We start from the raw sequence: 14,322 nt of genomic DNA, 5'->3' as shown, positions 1-14,322 counted from the left end.
GCCCAAAGTAGGCGTCTTGTTCACGTAGGTTCTGCTGATGTCGCCGTCCGATTACCCAGTCAGGAATGTTCACGATCGACGCCAACGAAGGCTATTGATCGTGCTGGCGTTGGGATTTGTTGTTTTCGGCGCCGCTGCGGCCACCCTGTTCTACGTCTTGCAGCCCGAGACCCTCCGGATCGCCGTCGGACCCGCAGGCAGCGACGATCATCAGGTGGTCCAAGCGATGGCCGAGGCTTTCGAAGAGGAAAGCAGGATGGTCAAGCTCTCCCCGATCACGACGGAAGGAGCGGCCGAATCCCTGGCCCTGCTAGGCGCCGGCAAGGCCGACCTGGCAATCGGTCGCGGCGACCTTGGCATGCCTGCCGACGCGCAGACACTGGCCGTCCTGCGGAAGAACTACGTCGTCCTTTGGTCGCCCTCCGGGCGACCGGGCAAAGACACCAAGAAGAAGGCCACCGGCAGGATCGGAGAAATCGCCGATCTGGCGGGTCGCAAAGTCGGCATTATAGGACGGACCGGAGCCAACCTCGCACTCCTGCGGACGATTCTGGTGGGCTCCGGAGTCGAGCCGGATAAAGTCGCGACGGTCCAATTCGGGACCGAAGATATCGAAAAACTTGCGCAAGACGCCACCCTCGATGCCTATCTCGCCGTCAGTCCGCTCGACAGCAAGATCACTGCCGCCGCGATCGCCGCGACTTCGCGATCGCGCGGGGCTCCGGACTTTCTTCCGGTCGACACATCCGAGGCGATCGCTCTGAAGAACGCCCGCTACGAAGCCGAAGAAATTCCGGGCAGTGTCTTCAACGCAAAACCGGCGTGGCCCGAGGACAAAGTCGACACCATCAGCGTCAACCATCTCATCCTGGCCCGAAAAGAGCTGTCAGAAGCCAAGGCGGCGGCCTTCTACCGGCAGCTCTTTGCGGTACGCGACACGATCACGCAACGTGTCGCCGGCGCCGCACACATCACGAAACCCGAGACAGAAAAGGAGGCGGTTCCCTCAGTGCACCGGGGCGCCGCGGCGGTCATCAACGGGACCGAGCGAACCTTTCTGGACAAGTACAGCGACTACTTCTGGTTCGCCTTGCTTTTTCTTTCCGGGATCGGCTCGGCCGCCGCCTGGCTGCGTCGCTATCTGAACCGAGACGACCGGGACGACACCACCAGCCATCGCAACCGGATTCTCGCCGTGGTTTCGGAGCTTCGCAATGTCGGCTCGGAACAGGACCTTCTGACATCGCAACAGGAAGTCGACGCAATTATCGGCGAAACACTGAAGTGCTACGATGATGGAGCGATCGAACAAGATGACTTAGCCGCTTTCGGACTGGTTCTTGAACTGTTCGATCACGCCGTCGCCGAACGGCGAGCGACGCTGCAGAGCGACCCGCCCGATCAGGCAAAAACTCCGGGTCCAACCCTTGCCTCGCGCAGGTAGGCGCACCCTGCAAGATCGACAGCAGTTTTTTGAAAGTATTTACCTGAGCGGGATCACCAGCAATCACATCCTAGCTACAGCAAGCCTGGGCGAACTTGGAACGGTGCGACGGTGACGAACGGCGAGTGAGGGCGAACCATATGGAGCTATACGGAGGGGCTGATTAAACCTATCGTCAAAAAGCGCCGCACGAACTCCATTATGAAAATTAGGAACCCAATCAGCCGAGCAGAGTTGAGTCGCCGCTTGTCATCTGTAGCGAGGCCGAGCGAAGGAAGCCCATGCGTCGCGTTCGACTTGTGATAGCAGATCGACGTCCCATTGTTCTGCAGGGTTTTGTATCGCTATTCGAAGTGCAGCCCGATTTCGAAGTGGTTGCGTGCTGTCTCGATGGAGCCAGTTGCGTTGCGGCCATTCGCAGATTGACACCCGATGTGGTGTTGCTGGAGGACGGGTTCACCGATGTAACCGCCTCCGACATCCTCGCCGTCGTGGACGACGAAGGCCTCTTATCCCGGTTGGTGTTCTTCACTGCTACTGTCGCCGGCGGCGATCTTGCCAGGGCAATGGCGACCGGTGCTTGCGGCGCGATTCCAATGAACGCCAAACCGGAAGCGGTGGTGCAGTCTTTGAGGCTGGAAAAATCGGGGTCCGACCTAGCGAGGATCGGTAACGAAGCCAATGGAATCGCCTCGTTCGGCAATAACGTCCTGGCGGTTCTGACCGTCAACGAGCGAACGGTCATGGATCTCGTCGCCGAAGGCTTGTCTGACAGTGAGATTGCCCGGGTGCTCGGTGTCTCTCTGGACATCGTTAGGATTCACATCGACCACGCGCGACAGAAGCTCGGAATCGCCAGCCGAACGGAGCTCGCCGCGCTCGCCCTGTCGCGCCGTTATGGCGCGATGAGTATCCTGGCAGCTGCGATCCTCGCAGCGCTGGACGATTCAGCCGCTCACGCCGCGACCGAAAGTTTCACGGTCATGACCGCAAACGGCTCCGCGGAGGTCGTCACGATCAAAATCAGCCGCAAGGAAAAAGCAACGGGTGGCAGCCCGGCCAAGGCCGCGAGCAAGGACCGCGCCGGCGCGGCGGCTGGCACGTCGACGCCGACCGGCAGGCTCGTCGATCCCGGAGTCGAGATTGCCGCGAGTTCATTTGCGCAGGCAGCGCTCAACGCGCCGAAGCCGGGTTCGAGCAGCTTCAGCATCTTCATGATTGCAGCTTTCGCAGCCTTGATTTACGAACTCGATGGTGCCGCCCACGCCGCGCAAGCCTTCGATTTCGGCGATGGCCCGGCTGATAGCTTCACTTCATCTGCCGCAAACGATGCCAACGGACTGGCAGCCGCACTTCCCGGCTTCGCAAATTTCGACGGCACGGCCATGTACGATGAGGCGTTCGCATTCAAGTTCATCCAAGGCGATACGATAGCCAAAGACGGCAGCGAGCTTTATGTCGGCGATGCCCGCCCGGAGGGCGGCAGCAACCGAGGGAACACTATTTCCCAAGGTTCCGGGACCGTTAACGTTGCTGCGGCGGCCGCGAACGAAGCCCCGCAGCGTGACCCCACGCAGGCAGGCCGGGACAACGGGTCCAATCAGGGTCGATCGCAACTGGATTTGCGGGCTTCCGACAACAGCTCGGAAGCCGCCAAGGAGCATGAGGCCTCGGGAGACGAATTAAATCATGGCCAATCGCACAAGGCCCTGCATGATTTCGACAACGGCACCCGAGCCGCCAAGGGGCACGCCAAGCATGAGGCCTCGGGAGGCGAATTAAATCATGGTCAATTGCAGAAGGCCCTGCATGACTCCGACAATGGCACCGGAGCCGCCAAGGGGCACGCCAAGCATGAGGTCTCGGGAGACGAATTAAATCACGGCCAATCGCAGAAGGTCCTACATGCGTCCGAAAACGGTACCGGAGCCGCCAAAGGGCACGCCAAGTATGAGGCCTCGGGAAACGGTTTAAATCACGGTCAATCGCAGAAGGGCCTGGATGATTCCGACAACGGCTCCGGAGCCGCCAAGGGGCATGCCAAGCATGAGGCTCCGGGAGAAGATTCGAATAACGGGAAGGCGCACGGCTTGTTGACTTCGCAAGAAGGCTCCGCGGCCGGCAAGCAACACGGCCAGTATCCACAGGCGGATGCTTTGAATATCGGCAACCCGAAGCACGATTTGCCAACGGCGTCCGAAAACCCTGCCACCGACGCACATTCGGCATTGAAGGTTAAGTCTGAAGGGAAGGAACGGCCTTCTTCCAACGACGCCGGTCAAGCCAAATCAACGGTTGGCACCGAACTTGGCGATTCCTTTCATTTCAAGAATGGCGCCACAAATGCTTCTTCAGAAATTCTTGATTTACAGCAGCTGGGCCATGGAAGCGAAAAAGCACTTGGAGATGGTCAGCATGTCGTCCCACACGAGGGGCCGGTGCCCGTTCAGGATACTGACGCGATTAATCTTTCAGCTGCGCAGCACGATCACTCGGGGCACGCCAGTCTCCATGCGGCTCACGATTTGATTGTGTAGCAATATACTGATCGAATCGTCGGCCGCGGCTGGAGGGTAGGCCGTCGTTTCGGGATGATTGCGGTGATCAATAGGAAAATGGGCAAACGTTTCGGATCGCCGGCTTGTTCCGGCGCACGTTCGAGCCTTAAAACGAAAGCGAGACACGTCATCTCGACCGAAGGTGCGCCCGCTCGACCATCGGCAGCAGCTCACCTCGACATGTGTCAGCAATGGACCTGATATGGTGAAAAAACTCGGCGCATGAACTCCCTGATAGGGTCGCACACATCGCCGTAGTTACAATCACGGGGTCCTGGGTTCGAGCCCCAGCGCGCTCACCCGGCGGCGCGGCAGCTATCGAGCGGCCCGGCAAGGGTGTTGCGCCGCAAAACAGTCCGCCGCTGTAAACAGAAGCAGCTACGCCAAAAGTCCAGCTCGCGACCGAGCCGAATGTTTTCAGATTGCCTCCAATCCTTCTAGTGGATGCCCAAGCGCATGAAGCATCGGGTGTCGACCGATGCTCTCTCCATATCTGATGGGGGAGTGCCAAGTTAGGCAGAAGCCGCCCGCCAAATCGGAAGGCAAGCATGCCGACGCCCCAGAGGCATGCAGACAAAAGCCCGCCGATTTGCCCGCCTGATCGTCACAGCCCTGATTGGATCTGCCCTGGAATGTTATGATTTCAGTCTCTACGGCTTTACCCGGCACTGGTATTTGCACCGTTGTTCTTTCCGACACTGTCGCCCGTCACTGGTTCGCTTGCTTCGTTCGCGACCTTCGCAGTCGGTTTCCTATCAAGACCGATTGGCGGAATTGTCTTCGACCGGATCGGGCGAAAGTCGATACTTGCAGCAACGCTAGCGGTTCACGGGAGTGTCGTCGAGCCTCATAGGCCTACTGCCAACGTTTGATCAGGTGGGGATCTGGGTACCGATCGCGCTGGTCGCGTTGCGACTAATCCAGGGGTTGGGAGCCGGAGCGGAATCCGGTGGCGCAGCGCTTCTGCTCGCAGAGCAAAAACCCAGCCGCCGTGGATTCTATGGTACGTTCGCGGCGTCCGGTGTCTTCATCGCATTGCGCTCTCTCTCGGCGTCTTCAGTCTTGTGACCAGCACCATGCCGCAGCAGGCACTTTTAAGCGGGGGCTGGCGCATGCTGTATCTTCTCAGCATCGTTGCCGTCGGCGTCGGCCTCTACTTGCGTTTCGCAATGCCGGAGACTCCGGAATTCGCTCGCGACGTCCGGGATCGGCGTGCGGAGATCAGCGTCCCGCTCTGGGAGGCTTTCGATGGCGAGACCGTCCAGTTTTATGCGTAAGCAGAGGACGCCTTGAGCCATCTGCCCAAGCTTGGTGTCCCGATGATCATGCGCCGGATTGAAAAGGGGGAGCGCAAGGCCCACGCCAAAGTGTGGTCCTACCCTGGCATGGAAAAAGTGGTCAGCAGATGCGCAAGAAGGTCGACGGCCTATCAAAGCTGTTCACGCTTGATGCCTGTCGACCTCTTCATTCAACGGGCGAGGGTAGCGGTTTAATTCCCCTGTACGGGGGCGTAGAAACAAAAGCCGATTTTTGTGTTTATTAGAGGATGAAAGAGGTTCATTTGCTACGTGTCATCACCGACAGCGGCGAACGTCAGATTTGGCTTGCGGCGACCGATCGCGACAGGGCTGTCGAAGAAGTGCTCGACGCCATTCCCGAGGGCTGGACCGTTAGTTTGATAGAACGTGAGTTATCGGCCGAGCAGGCAGCGTCATTGAACATGAAACCGGGAGAAGTCCGGCGGCATAAACTGTCCTAATCTTCGATGGCCGATAGCACAGGACGCGCGACGGGCAGCGGATGATGACGTGCCGCCGGTGGCTGAGGCGGTAGAGATAAGCCCGCCGGCTCACAAGGTCGGCGGGTTTCTCTTGCGTTGCAGGCTAGCCATCGTCCGCCGACGAGCCGCTAGTTCGCTACTTGAGCGCGCGCCTGTTTGACATTGCGTGAGACGACGCGATCGAAGGCCGATATAGCGGCATCGGTCGCCAACTCAACCATTTCTCGATAAGCAGCGTCGTTCGTTTGAGTAAAGCTTTCGCGGATTGCTCTGGCAAGCTGTTCGTCCGATACGGCGCCCCCCGGGTCCGCTCGTCCGGTGAGTCGGCTATACAGATTCAAGCGATACACGTCGGCCGCGATTTGCCAGGCCCAATCCTCCAGTCCCAGTTGTTGAACCACCCGGCCGCCCCCTTTGCTCTACGCGCAGAAAAATTGGGGTTAGTCGACACTGGGCATAGAAAAAACTAACTTAGGTTAGAAAAAAATCTGCCCTACAAATTCAGGTGGAAGCTGCCTGCCAAGGCGCTAAAGACCGGGCCCGCCGATTCACGCTGGCGGGCCCGATCAGCCCCGTCACAAGATAACATCCAGGGGAATGGTGCACACGCCTCTGCCATCATCGTCACTGACGAAGATCGAATAACGACGGCCGACCAGCTCCGGGCGAGTTTCGCGCAGTGACCGAGCAAGTCTGATTGCCTCTATCGGTGCGTCCGTTTCGCTCGGCAGGTCATGCACTCCAAAATCCGAGACAAAGTGGGAATTGATGAGCTTGAACGAAAACAGCGGCATGGAACATGATGTCCAACGGATGCCAAAGCAAAGCCCCCGCCCACCGTTAGGGAGCGCGGGCTCGCGGATGGATGGCGCGAGGCTCGCGCGAACGAGGTGTCGCACCAAGGACCCGCACAAACTATGAACGCCCTAGCGCGCCGATCGTGGAGCACAAATGTTGTGCAGAGTGCGCAAAAAGAAGCCCGCCGGTACGGCCTACTCCAGAACGTCGTATTGAATGCGGCCGTCTGCCTCTATCTGCTCCTCGAAAGGCAGCCCAGCCTCGGCCAGTAATTCACCGTTTCGATTTTCTAGGAAATAGCCGGTCGCGAATAAAGCGTGATGTTGGCGTCAGCGGCACCCCACGGGGCTTTTGCCACACGGCGCGGTCGATTTCCTTCTTGTCGCCGATTGCTAGTTTCCCTTTGGCGTTTCTCGCGATGAAGATCGCGTCGCTCATCTTGCGACCGGAGCGCTTATTCCTGGCCTTCACTTCCTTCCACAGGCTGATCCCGCCGAGCTTCAGCTTCGGCAGCTCTTCCTTGATCTCCCGCCGCAGGCAGTCCTTCTCGGACTCGCGCGAACGCTTACGGCCGCCCGGGAACATCCACAGGCCGTCCGACCGGCGCCTCACCAAAAGAACTTTGCCACGTTTGGCTGCAACGAGCTTAGATGCCTTTGCCATTTCAACTGATGCCATGAAGAATCGTCAGCGATTATAGCTGGGTGGTCCTTTATTCCAAACGGTGCCTACCGATACCCCATGCCGCCGGTCGGCCCCACGGCGTTGCAGTTGAAGTCCGGCCGGACGTCTGCGCCACGCCCGCCGCAGGCGGAGCCCGCGGCGCCACAACCGAACTGCCCAGTACCGCCCGGTCGGCAGCCCTAAATCGGACTAAACGGCTGTTCCAGCACACTTAAGGAAAGGTGGTGGGATTGGTGGGTGCCGAGCAATCCAAGAACGAGCGCGTTGAGCTGGAAATGCGGATACCCGCTGTCGGCAAATGGCCCGGCCCTTTGCTCACGATCCAGAGAGGGCCGAGCGCATCAAAGACCTAGTTCGGAAACTGGAAAAACAAGCTTCGCGAGATCGACGAGTAAGGCCGCCTCAGTCGGCGGCCTCTCGGTTGCCGGTGGCGGACCCAAACACCTCGTACTCGAAGGCCACCCCCTCGGGGTCGTTCTCGTCAAGCCAATCCTTGGCAGCGTCTTCGGTCGCAAAGATCTTGAGGTGCTCGACGTCACCGATCTGTTTCGCGGTGTTCACGTAAACAAAGACGCTCATTGATTCCTCCCTTGGGACGGCCCGCGTGCCTACACCTGTGGTGGGGCTGGCGCGCCCTGCCCGGCCTGCAACGTGACTGGCGAGGGTGAAGTGCCGCGCATGCCAGAGGGCTTTCGCGTGGAAGTCGACAAGGACGGCTGGCGACACTGAGGTGCCTTGTGACAGTTCAGAACGAAGCTCTGCATGAGTATATGCCAGACCTCGTGCCCTGAACGACTTGGGCGGCCGTCCCTTAGGCCCCCCAAATTTACGCTGCTCCCCGAGGTCTGTCTCCGTTCGGTAGGACAGCATCGATTGTGTGCTTGAGCGCATCCGGCGTACAGGGTTTGACGAGGACGGGCATTTTTTCAAATCCGTCGGGCAGACCTGCACTTCCGTACCCGCTCAAAAAAAAGAAGGGCAGCCCCCGGCCCCTCACTACCTCGGCAACTGGCTGCACGTTGATGCCTTGCAAATTGATGTCGAGGATCGCGAGATCATAGCTCTCGCGTTCTGCAAGAGGTCGCGCTTCATCTACGCTTCCCGCCTCGGCGATGACTCTGTGCCCCAATTCCTCAACCATCGCGACAAGCATCATTCGAATGAGCGCTTCATCTTCGACAAGGAGTATCGATGCTTGCGTCATGACTTGCCTCAATCTCTGCTCGAACCGGCCACCGAGAGCCCATTAAGGAGCTGAGAGATCGCAGTCGTAAGCTGCACCGGCGCAAAGGGTTTCTGGAGCATTATGCTGTTGGGAACACCTTGTGCCGGCCATTCGTGGGCTGCTACGCCCGACATGTAGACTACGGGAAAATTGGGATCGACATCGCGTGCCGCCCGCGCGACCTCCCAGCCGCTAAACCTTCCCAAGAGATTGATGTCCGTGACAAGAGCGCGGTAGGCGACAAGCCGCCCCTTGAGCAGCGTCACCGCTTCCTCGCCGGTCGTGGCGATGGCGGCCTCAAAGCCTCCCTCGCTCAAAGCATCTTCGACGATGCCCTGGATCGTATCGTCGTCTTCAATCACCAGGACTATAGGTAGCATTTCGGCAAAGTCTCCCCTGGCGCATGAGCACTGGACGTTACAAAGTGCACACAAGGAGAAAGTTCCCGAGCTACTGGGAAAATTCGGCAAACTCCAGAGACGATGGTTCAGTCCCTGTCAGAGGATCTCTTGGCCTTAGCTTTTTGACGGAGGAAGTTGACCTCCAGTTCTTCGCCGTTGACCCGGTCGAGCTGACAACGGCGGTAGGCCAGTCCGGTGGAGGAAAGCAGAAGAAAGAACTCGTTGAGGGTCTATCCCTCAATCGAGGTCTCAACTTGAAGTCTGGCTCCGACGTCTGAAACATCCCTAAGCATGCAGGCGCGACGCCAAGTGCCGTCGAGCCATCATCTGCGCGGGCAACGGATGCTCGAAGGAGACTCAGCGGCCTTCTTGCTCTTTTTCTGTCGGCATTTGGCAAACCCGAACCTATCCCGCCTTGTATCCCCAACCACTAAGAGGACGTAACTAATTCGGGAAAACTTGGCAAAATAGTCAGGCTGCTCTTTGTCATTCAAGCAAGCATCGGGTGACCCCCTCGACCGCGACATCTATCTGGTGCTCGAAGACTTCGGCGCGCGCGCCGGTTGCGCCTGGCGCGAGACTGACGAGGCTGACACCGACCTTGAGACCGTGGTCCACCTCGTCCCTTCCGGCGACTATGCCTATCCGGTCCGGATCGTCGCATTCAACGCCATTGAGGGCCGGTCCAGAGACGCAACTTCCGAGGTTGCCGACGTCGTGGTTCAGCGTGCCCTCAATACGGATGCCGAGGTTTCGACCAAGCTGCAAGCCTTCATCGCCCTTAATTCGACGATGGCCTTCGATCTCCAGCTGTCATTGCCGCTTCGCGTTGCCTGAGGGGGCCCTGCTTCTAAGGGTACGCCAACACCTGAAGGTAAAGCGCGAGCCAAGTTGCGGTAGCGACACACACGCCAATTCCGACATAGGCAATACAAGCGCATCGGTCTTCCCCTCCGAAACGCGAAATATGCTCCAGTTTCGCACGGAGACTGGGCTAAGGCTTCGAATCTGTAAGGACTGCTGCGATCAGGACACAGGCGCGGGGAGTTTCGGCCACACTGGAACCGCTCTGTAGGCGGATGGCTTGTGTGTGCGGTGACTGCCTCTGTCCCACGAGGCTTAGCCTGTCCGGAGGCCCCAGCATCATCAAGCCCCCCGGCCCGATGCTGGGGCCCAAGCAGGGGGACCAGGCAGCTCTCAACTTTCGATTCTTTCAAGCCATGTGCAGGCGCAGTCTGCTGCCTGTTTTACGATTGAGGGCGGGCGGAGCTTCGCCCTTGTTCAACTTTTCGGCCACAACCTCTGCCGTTGAATGAGAGAGTCCAGTTAAAGGCGTCTCGTCCGGCGTGACTGCAGGCTGATCTGTTGAAGTGTCCAGCACTATGAATCGGCCGTTCTTGGGATGCTCGTACCGAACGACAAAGCGGTCTGCCATGAGGAACGCCCTTTCCCTTCATGGGTTGTAAACATACACGGGCGAAGGTCGATGACTGACGGGCGGCGGCGCCAACGAGGCGGCCTTAAATCAATCTTCGGCGCAACTTCTGATGATTTCTCGGAAGTACTCCTCAATATCCTGAGCGCCTCGTCCAAGCGCGACGGCTTAGCTTTCGGGAGACGGGCGGTGGCCACAATCGAAACTAAACGGCTGTTCCGGCATACTTAAAGAAAGGTGATGGAATTGGTGCCGTGCAGTCCAAGAACGAACGCGTTGAGCTGGAAATGCGGATACTCCGCTATCGGCAAATAGCCAAACGTTTTGCCCACGACCCAGAGACCCATGAGCGTATCCAGACGCTCGTTCGGGAACTGGAAGACAAGCTCCGCGAGATCGACGAGTAAGGCCGCCTCAGTTGGCGCCTTCGACAAGGACGGCTGGCGGCACTGAGGCGCCCATACGGATGTGAGCGGCGCCAAGCGCCTCCGGGGCTGGCTGAGGAGGGACGCCGGGACCGCTACCGATGCGCCGACTCAACGCTGGGCACCGGTACACACCTCCGCCCCGGGATTCATCGCAGGCTCTAACAAATGTATAGCGTGCTGGATTAAACTTGGTGCTGCCCATGCGCGGCTGCGGGTTTCGCGGAACTGCAGCGACGAAAAATTCCTTAAACAAAACGCTGCTTTCATTCCCCCAACCGGGCGCGGTGTTTTGTATCCTTAGTAGTTTCATTCCCGGGCTGGCTTTCCTCGAACCTATTTTTTGACCGGCGTCGATAGACTTTGGACAGGGCGCCCCACAAAGGCGGCCCCTTCTTCTACCGGCTTCACACCCTATCTGCGGCGTATGCGTACCGTGTTCGAATTTTGCCTGCGCGGCGAAAGTGGTGCCGGCCGGACCCGAAGTTAGGAACGGCTCCATCTGTCGCAGCATTGCTGTCGTGGCACGCGTTGGTAATGAAGACGGGTAGCTCTTGATCGGAAAGCCGCAGTTTCATGGACCGGTTGCAAGAAGTTGCGACGAACAAGGCTATCGCAATTATTGCAATCATGTTTGACGGATTCGAGATCCGCGTTTTCTTGAACGATGCGGAGCAGATCGAATACACTGCGGCAAATCCTGAAGAAGGGTGGGTTCGGGTGATTCCTCCCGGCAACTCACTGTCGGCTCGCAGTATTCTGAAAGGCTTTGTAGAGATCAGGATTAAGCGAACGTCCAGATCTTAGCGCACGTGAAGAGCCGCCTAGCTCTTCTTTGCTTGTTCAAATTGAATCCCGGTTCCGTTGCGTGAGTTGCTTATGCCTCATTTCCGATGGCTTCTGTCGATCGCCCCGAACGGCGGCGAGACTGTCTACCTGGTTCCAGACAACTTCGGTCGCAATGGCAGCGACTGGTGCGAAGCAGACTTGGAGAGGGCGGTAGAAATCGTCATCCAGGATCTGCTTGCCGGAGAATATCGCAAGCCGATCCGGGTTGTCGCCTTCAACCCAGCTGAGCGGTGGTCGGAAGATGTTTCCGAGGACATCGCCCGAGAGATCCAGCGTCGTTGCAATCTGCAACTGAGCGACGTGCCGTCCTACCTGCGGGAGTTTGTGGATCGCTACTCACCACAAGACCTGCAGCAATTCAGTCTTCGCCTGGTGTAGCGATGGCCTTCCAGCGAAAAACGCCGGAAGCGCTGGGCGTCAAGGCGCCCTTCCCCGGCTTCATCGAGCCGGCCCTGGCAGCCTCGAATCGGAGACGGCCGACGTCGAGCGAAATCGTGCGAGGCCGCCTTTTTTCCCTGAGCGGTCTTCTGCTGGCCGGCCCCAGGATCGCGGCCCCAGCCAACGGTGGCGTAGCGACACCCGCATCGGGTCACCGGCGCCCAACGGGCTTGGATCATTCGCGACCGGATCTGCGGTGAGAGGCTCGATCTGAGCGGCGTGTACTCCTAACGTCAGCTTAGAGGGTCAAAGCGGAAGCCGCCCCCTTGGTGGCATGCTCGACGGAATTAAGGCGCTTAGGCACCATCCGGCAGGCAAGAAGTTAGAGGCTAATGGAAGACCGCTCGACCGAAGCGACTAAAGGCCACGCCCTGGATAAACTCCGGCGCCACATCCGCATTTTGGTCGATATTGGTCGTCTTTCGATGGAAGACGCCGATGTCGAGCGTTTTTTGGACCAAGCTGTGCTCCAAATTGCCCGAGCCGTGGAAATCCACCACGTAAAGGTTCTTCAATATCGTCCAGACTCGTCCGACCTACTGTTGATTGCGGGCGTCGGCTGGAAGGAGGGTGTCGTCCGCACCGCCACGCTCTCGGCTGACCTTCGGTCGCCGCCTGACCTCGTTGGTAGCCGCTGGGGATGAACAGCTTGTAGATCCGGCTTCCGGCCTCGTTGCTGTAGGTGCCGTCGATGAACTTCGTCCCTTCCGGCACGATGTCGGTGATCGAAGCAGGCGCGTGCTTGGCGCCCCGCAGGCCAAGCCAGGTGCCGTCCTTGGCCCGATCGAACAGCGGCGGGTGCCGACGTGCCGTGGTAGCCGGAGCTTGGAGGTCGGCCCTGCCGACGCGGGCAGACTTGAGGTCGATGCTGGGCGGAACGCCGCCTGGAAGACCACGAGCTGCGGGACGGGCGATGCCGCAGCGGGCGCATGGTCGCCTTTGAACATGCGCTGCAGCAGCGCCGTGGCTTCGGTCAGTTGCCCCGCTCGCGTCAAACGCGTCGCTTCGCGCAGCGTGTCGTGATTCAACATCGTGTTCACCTTGTTCTGTCGGCGAGAGCGGCCTTGACCGCGGGAGTGGCATGGAGGGCTCCGAGCACGGAAACCGAGCCGATGGTGGCGCGGGCGAGTTCGGCCGTGACGTCCAGCGCGATGCTGGCAAGGCCAAGCACATTGATGTGCAGCAACTCGCCGGCTCGCCGCGCCGCTTCGAGATCCGCGCGCGTGTAATTCCGGAGGCCGAGATCCAAGCCTTTACGGGCGGTAGATTGCTTGACTACGTCGGCGTGACGCTCGAGCTGATTGCGGATCGCCGTCCGGATGAAATCCGTGCGGTTCGAATAGAACCCCTCCTTCACCATCAGATCGACGTGGCCCAGGTCGACGAAGCCGAGATTGATGGTGATCTTTTCAATTTCCGGAGGCTTCGGCCTCAGTTCTTGAACATTCGAGGGCATTCGTCTCGCCATCCTTGCGCCATCTGTATGGATGGGATATGGCTGGTACGCCATCCTGACAAGAGGGGCGCGGGATGGAACTTTTAAGTAAAGTGCCGGCCTTTTCCGCTGCGGGGAAGACCTCCCCGACGACAATCGAGTCGGTTGAGCAGAGGCGCCTGCGGGCATGGCCGGATGGTTGCGCTCGTTTTGCTCCGGCCCCGGCATGGGAGGCCGACGAACCTACTTCCGCTTGAGATCTTGAACGAGCCCTGCCGTAGCAGCGCGCGGATGCCCCGCCCAAAGGGAGCCTGTACGTTCGGGAAAAACTGGAAACTTTACGGAGCAAGTTGAGTTGCCAGTGATTGGATCCGAGTCGCCGGAGCGTGAGAATGGTGGACGAGGTTACGGTCAAAAGGGCCGCAGACGCGGCGTGGTCGATCTTCAGGGCGACGCGTCCCGGCGTTGATGGATCAGACAGCCGCCGCTGCCTGCTCGAGCGTCACCTACAACAACGAAGAGGAGAAGAGCGAGAAAGCGGTTCCGAAGAACTGACAGGCTTCGGCCTTGCCTATCTGCACCGGCTTCCCCCGGACGAATGCTGACGCGCATGCAGATGTTCGTCGCGCGGATGGCTCGCGGAAGCACAAGACCCAGTTGGACCTTGCTGGCCATCTGGTCTCTCATTTCGGCGACCGTCGTGCTGGCGCTGCGATGCGCGTCGGGGGATTAGGCGCCGATGCGCATCGCCCAGCTCGCCCCCTTGGCCGAAAGCGTCCCTCCAAAGCTTTATGGCGGCACAGAGCGGGTGATCGCCTGGCTGGTGGACGAACTGGTCGAGCTCGGACAC

Annotated in this window: 18 protein-coding genes and 2 pseudogenes; 10 read left to right on the top strand and 10 right to left on the bottom strand. The window is 59.2% G+C overall.

Going from position 1 to position 14,322, the window contains the following annotated elements; translation table 11 throughout:
• The first annotated feature begins 37 nt into the window (after positions 1 to 37).
• From OWC48_RS26835 to OWC48_RS26820, 4 genes are all read left to right on the top strand, one after another.
• Positions 38 to 1,444, top strand: coding sequence for a TAXI family TRAP transporter solute-binding subunit (locus OWC48_RS26835; protein WP_282522665.1), 1,407 nt, complete (start codon positions 38 to 40; stop codon positions 1,442 to 1,444).
• Between the two features lie 281 nt (positions 1,445 to 1,725).
• Positions 1,726 to 3,981 carry a response regulator transcription factor gene (locus OWC48_RS26830; RefSeq protein WP_282522664.1) on the top strand — a complete coding sequence of 752 codons (2,256 nt, stop codon included), beginning with the start codon at positions 1,726 to 1,728 and terminating at the stop codon, positions 3,979 to 3,981.
• 1,133 nt (positions 3,982 to 5,114) lie between these two features.
• Positions 5,115 to 5,279, top strand: coding sequence for a hypothetical protein (locus OWC48_RS26825; RefSeq protein ID WP_282522663.1), 165 nt, complete (start codon positions 5,115 to 5,117; stop codon positions 5,277 to 5,279).
• Positions 5,280 to 5,548: 269 nt separating this feature from the next.
• Entirely contained in the window at positions 5,549 to 5,761 is a 213-nt protein-coding gene (locus OWC48_RS26820) for a hypothetical protein (RefSeq protein ID WP_282522662.1), read from the top strand.
• A gap of 149 nt (positions 5,762 to 5,910) precedes the next feature.
• Here the strand turns inward: OWC48_RS26820 and OWC48_RS26815 are convergent, their stop codons facing one another.
• The 7 genes and pseudogenes from OWC48_RS26815 to OWC48_RS26785 form a co-directional block, all read right to left on the bottom strand.
• The gene (locus OWC48_RS26815; RefSeq protein WP_282522661.1) at positions 5,911 to 6,183 is read right to left on the bottom strand and encodes a hypothetical protein; all 273 of its coding nucleotides are present in this window, start codon (positions 6,181 to 6,183) and stop codon (positions 5,911 to 5,913) included.
• A gap of 174 nt (positions 6,184 to 6,357) precedes the next feature.
• Positions 6,358 to 6,576, bottom strand: a complete 219-nt coding sequence (locus OWC48_RS26810) for a DUF6894 family protein (RefSeq protein ID WP_282522660.1) — start codon at positions 6,574 to 6,576, stop codon at positions 6,358 to 6,360.
• A gap of 277 nt (positions 6,577 to 6,853) precedes the next feature.
• Positions 6,854 to 7,243, bottom strand: a complete 390-nt coding sequence (locus tag OWC48_RS26805) for an NUDIX hydrolase (RefSeq protein WP_282522831.1) — start codon at positions 7,241 to 7,243, stop codon at positions 6,854 to 6,856.
• 423 nt (positions 7,244 to 7,666) lie between these two features.
• Positions 7,667 to 7,843, bottom strand: a complete 177-nt coding sequence (locus OWC48_RS26800; protein WP_282522659.1) for a hypothetical protein — start codon at positions 7,841 to 7,843, stop codon at positions 7,667 to 7,669.
• A 247-nt stretch (positions 7,844 to 8,090) separates the two neighbouring features.
• Entirely contained in the window at positions 8,091 to 8,468 is a 378-nt protein-coding gene (locus tag OWC48_RS26795; protein ID WP_039151950.1) for a response regulator, read from the bottom strand.
• An 8-nt stretch (positions 8,469 to 8,476) separates the two neighbouring features.
• A complete protein-coding gene (locus tag OWC48_RS26790) occupies positions 8,477 to 8,869 on the bottom strand; it encodes a response regulator (RefSeq protein ID WP_282522658.1) in 393 nt (130 codons plus the stop codon).
• A gap of 107 nt (positions 8,870 to 8,976) precedes the next feature.
• Positions 8,977 to 9,217 (bottom strand): annotated as a pseudogene (locus OWC48_RS26785) (PilZ domain-containing protein).
• Positions 9,218 to 9,373: 156 nt separating this feature from the next.
• Here OWC48_RS26785 and OWC48_RS26780 point away from each other — a divergent pair.
• Positions 9,374 to 9,727 carry a hypothetical protein gene (locus tag OWC48_RS26780; RefSeq protein WP_282522657.1) on the top strand — a complete coding sequence of 118 codons (354 nt, stop codon included), beginning with the start codon at positions 9,374 to 9,376 and terminating at the stop codon, positions 9,725 to 9,727.
• 376 nt (positions 9,728 to 10,103) lie between these two features.
• On the opposite strand, the gene OWC48_RS26775 is transcribed toward OWC48_RS26780, so the two are convergent.
• Together OWC48_RS26775 and OWC48_RS26770 are read right to left on the bottom strand one after the other, a co-directional pair.
• The gene (locus tag OWC48_RS26775; RefSeq protein WP_282522656.1) at positions 10,104 to 10,325 is read right to left on the bottom strand and encodes a hypothetical protein; all 222 of its coding nucleotides are present in this window, start codon (positions 10,323 to 10,325) and stop codon (positions 10,104 to 10,106) included.
• Positions 10,326 to 10,552: 227 nt separating this feature from the next.
• Complete coding sequence (locus tag OWC48_RS26770) at positions 10,553 to 10,807, bottom strand: hypothetical protein (RefSeq protein ID WP_282522655.1); 255 nt, start codon at positions 10,805 to 10,807, stop codon at positions 10,553 to 10,555.
• A 519-nt stretch (positions 10,808 to 11,326) separates the two neighbouring features.
• On the opposite strand from OWC48_RS26770, the gene OWC48_RS26765 reads away from it, so the two are divergent.
• From OWC48_RS26765 to OWC48_RS26755, 3 genes are all read left to right on the top strand, one after another.
• Positions 11,327 to 11,557: a hypothetical protein gene (locus OWC48_RS26765; RefSeq protein ID WP_282522654.1), complete on the top strand. Its 231-nt coding sequence runs from the start codon at positions 11,327 to 11,329 to the stop codon at positions 11,555 to 11,557.
• 72 nt (positions 11,558 to 11,629) lie between these two features.
• Positions 11,630 to 11,977 (top strand): hypothetical protein, encoded by a 348-nt coding sequence (locus OWC48_RS26760; protein WP_282522653.1) that lies wholly within the window; start codon positions 11,630 to 11,632, stop codon positions 11,975 to 11,977.
• Between the two features lie 392 nt (positions 11,978 to 12,369).
• Complete coding sequence (locus tag OWC48_RS26755; protein ID WP_282522652.1) at positions 12,370 to 12,681, top strand: hypothetical protein; 312 nt, start codon at positions 12,370 to 12,372, stop codon at positions 12,679 to 12,681.
• 392 nt (positions 12,682 to 13,073) lie between these two features.
• Here OWC48_RS26755 and OWC48_RS26750 read toward each other — a convergent pair whose 3' ends face one another.
• Complete coding sequence (locus tag OWC48_RS26750) at positions 13,074 to 13,493, bottom strand: CopG family transcriptional regulator (RefSeq protein WP_282522651.1); 420 nt, start codon at positions 13,491 to 13,493, stop codon at positions 13,074 to 13,076.
• A gap of 371 nt (positions 13,494 to 13,864) precedes the next feature.
• On the opposite strand from OWC48_RS26750, the gene OWC48_RS26745 reads away from it, so the two are divergent.
• Positions 13,865 to 14,077 (top strand): hypothetical protein, encoded by a 213-nt coding sequence (locus OWC48_RS26745; RefSeq protein ID WP_282522650.1) that lies wholly within the window; start codon positions 13,865 to 13,867, stop codon positions 14,075 to 14,077.
• 134 nt (positions 14,078 to 14,211) lie between these two features.
• A pseudogene (locus tag OWC48_RS26740) lies at positions 14,212 to 14,322 on the top strand (glycosyltransferase family 4 protein); the annotation flags it as partial.

This window comes from Bradyrhizobium sp. Arg816, assembly GCF_029989365.1.
Lineage (GTDB): Bacteria > Pseudomonadota > Alphaproteobacteria > Rhizobiales > Xanthobacteraceae > Bradyrhizobium.
This window is presented reverse-complemented; position numbering and strand designations above follow the sequence as displayed.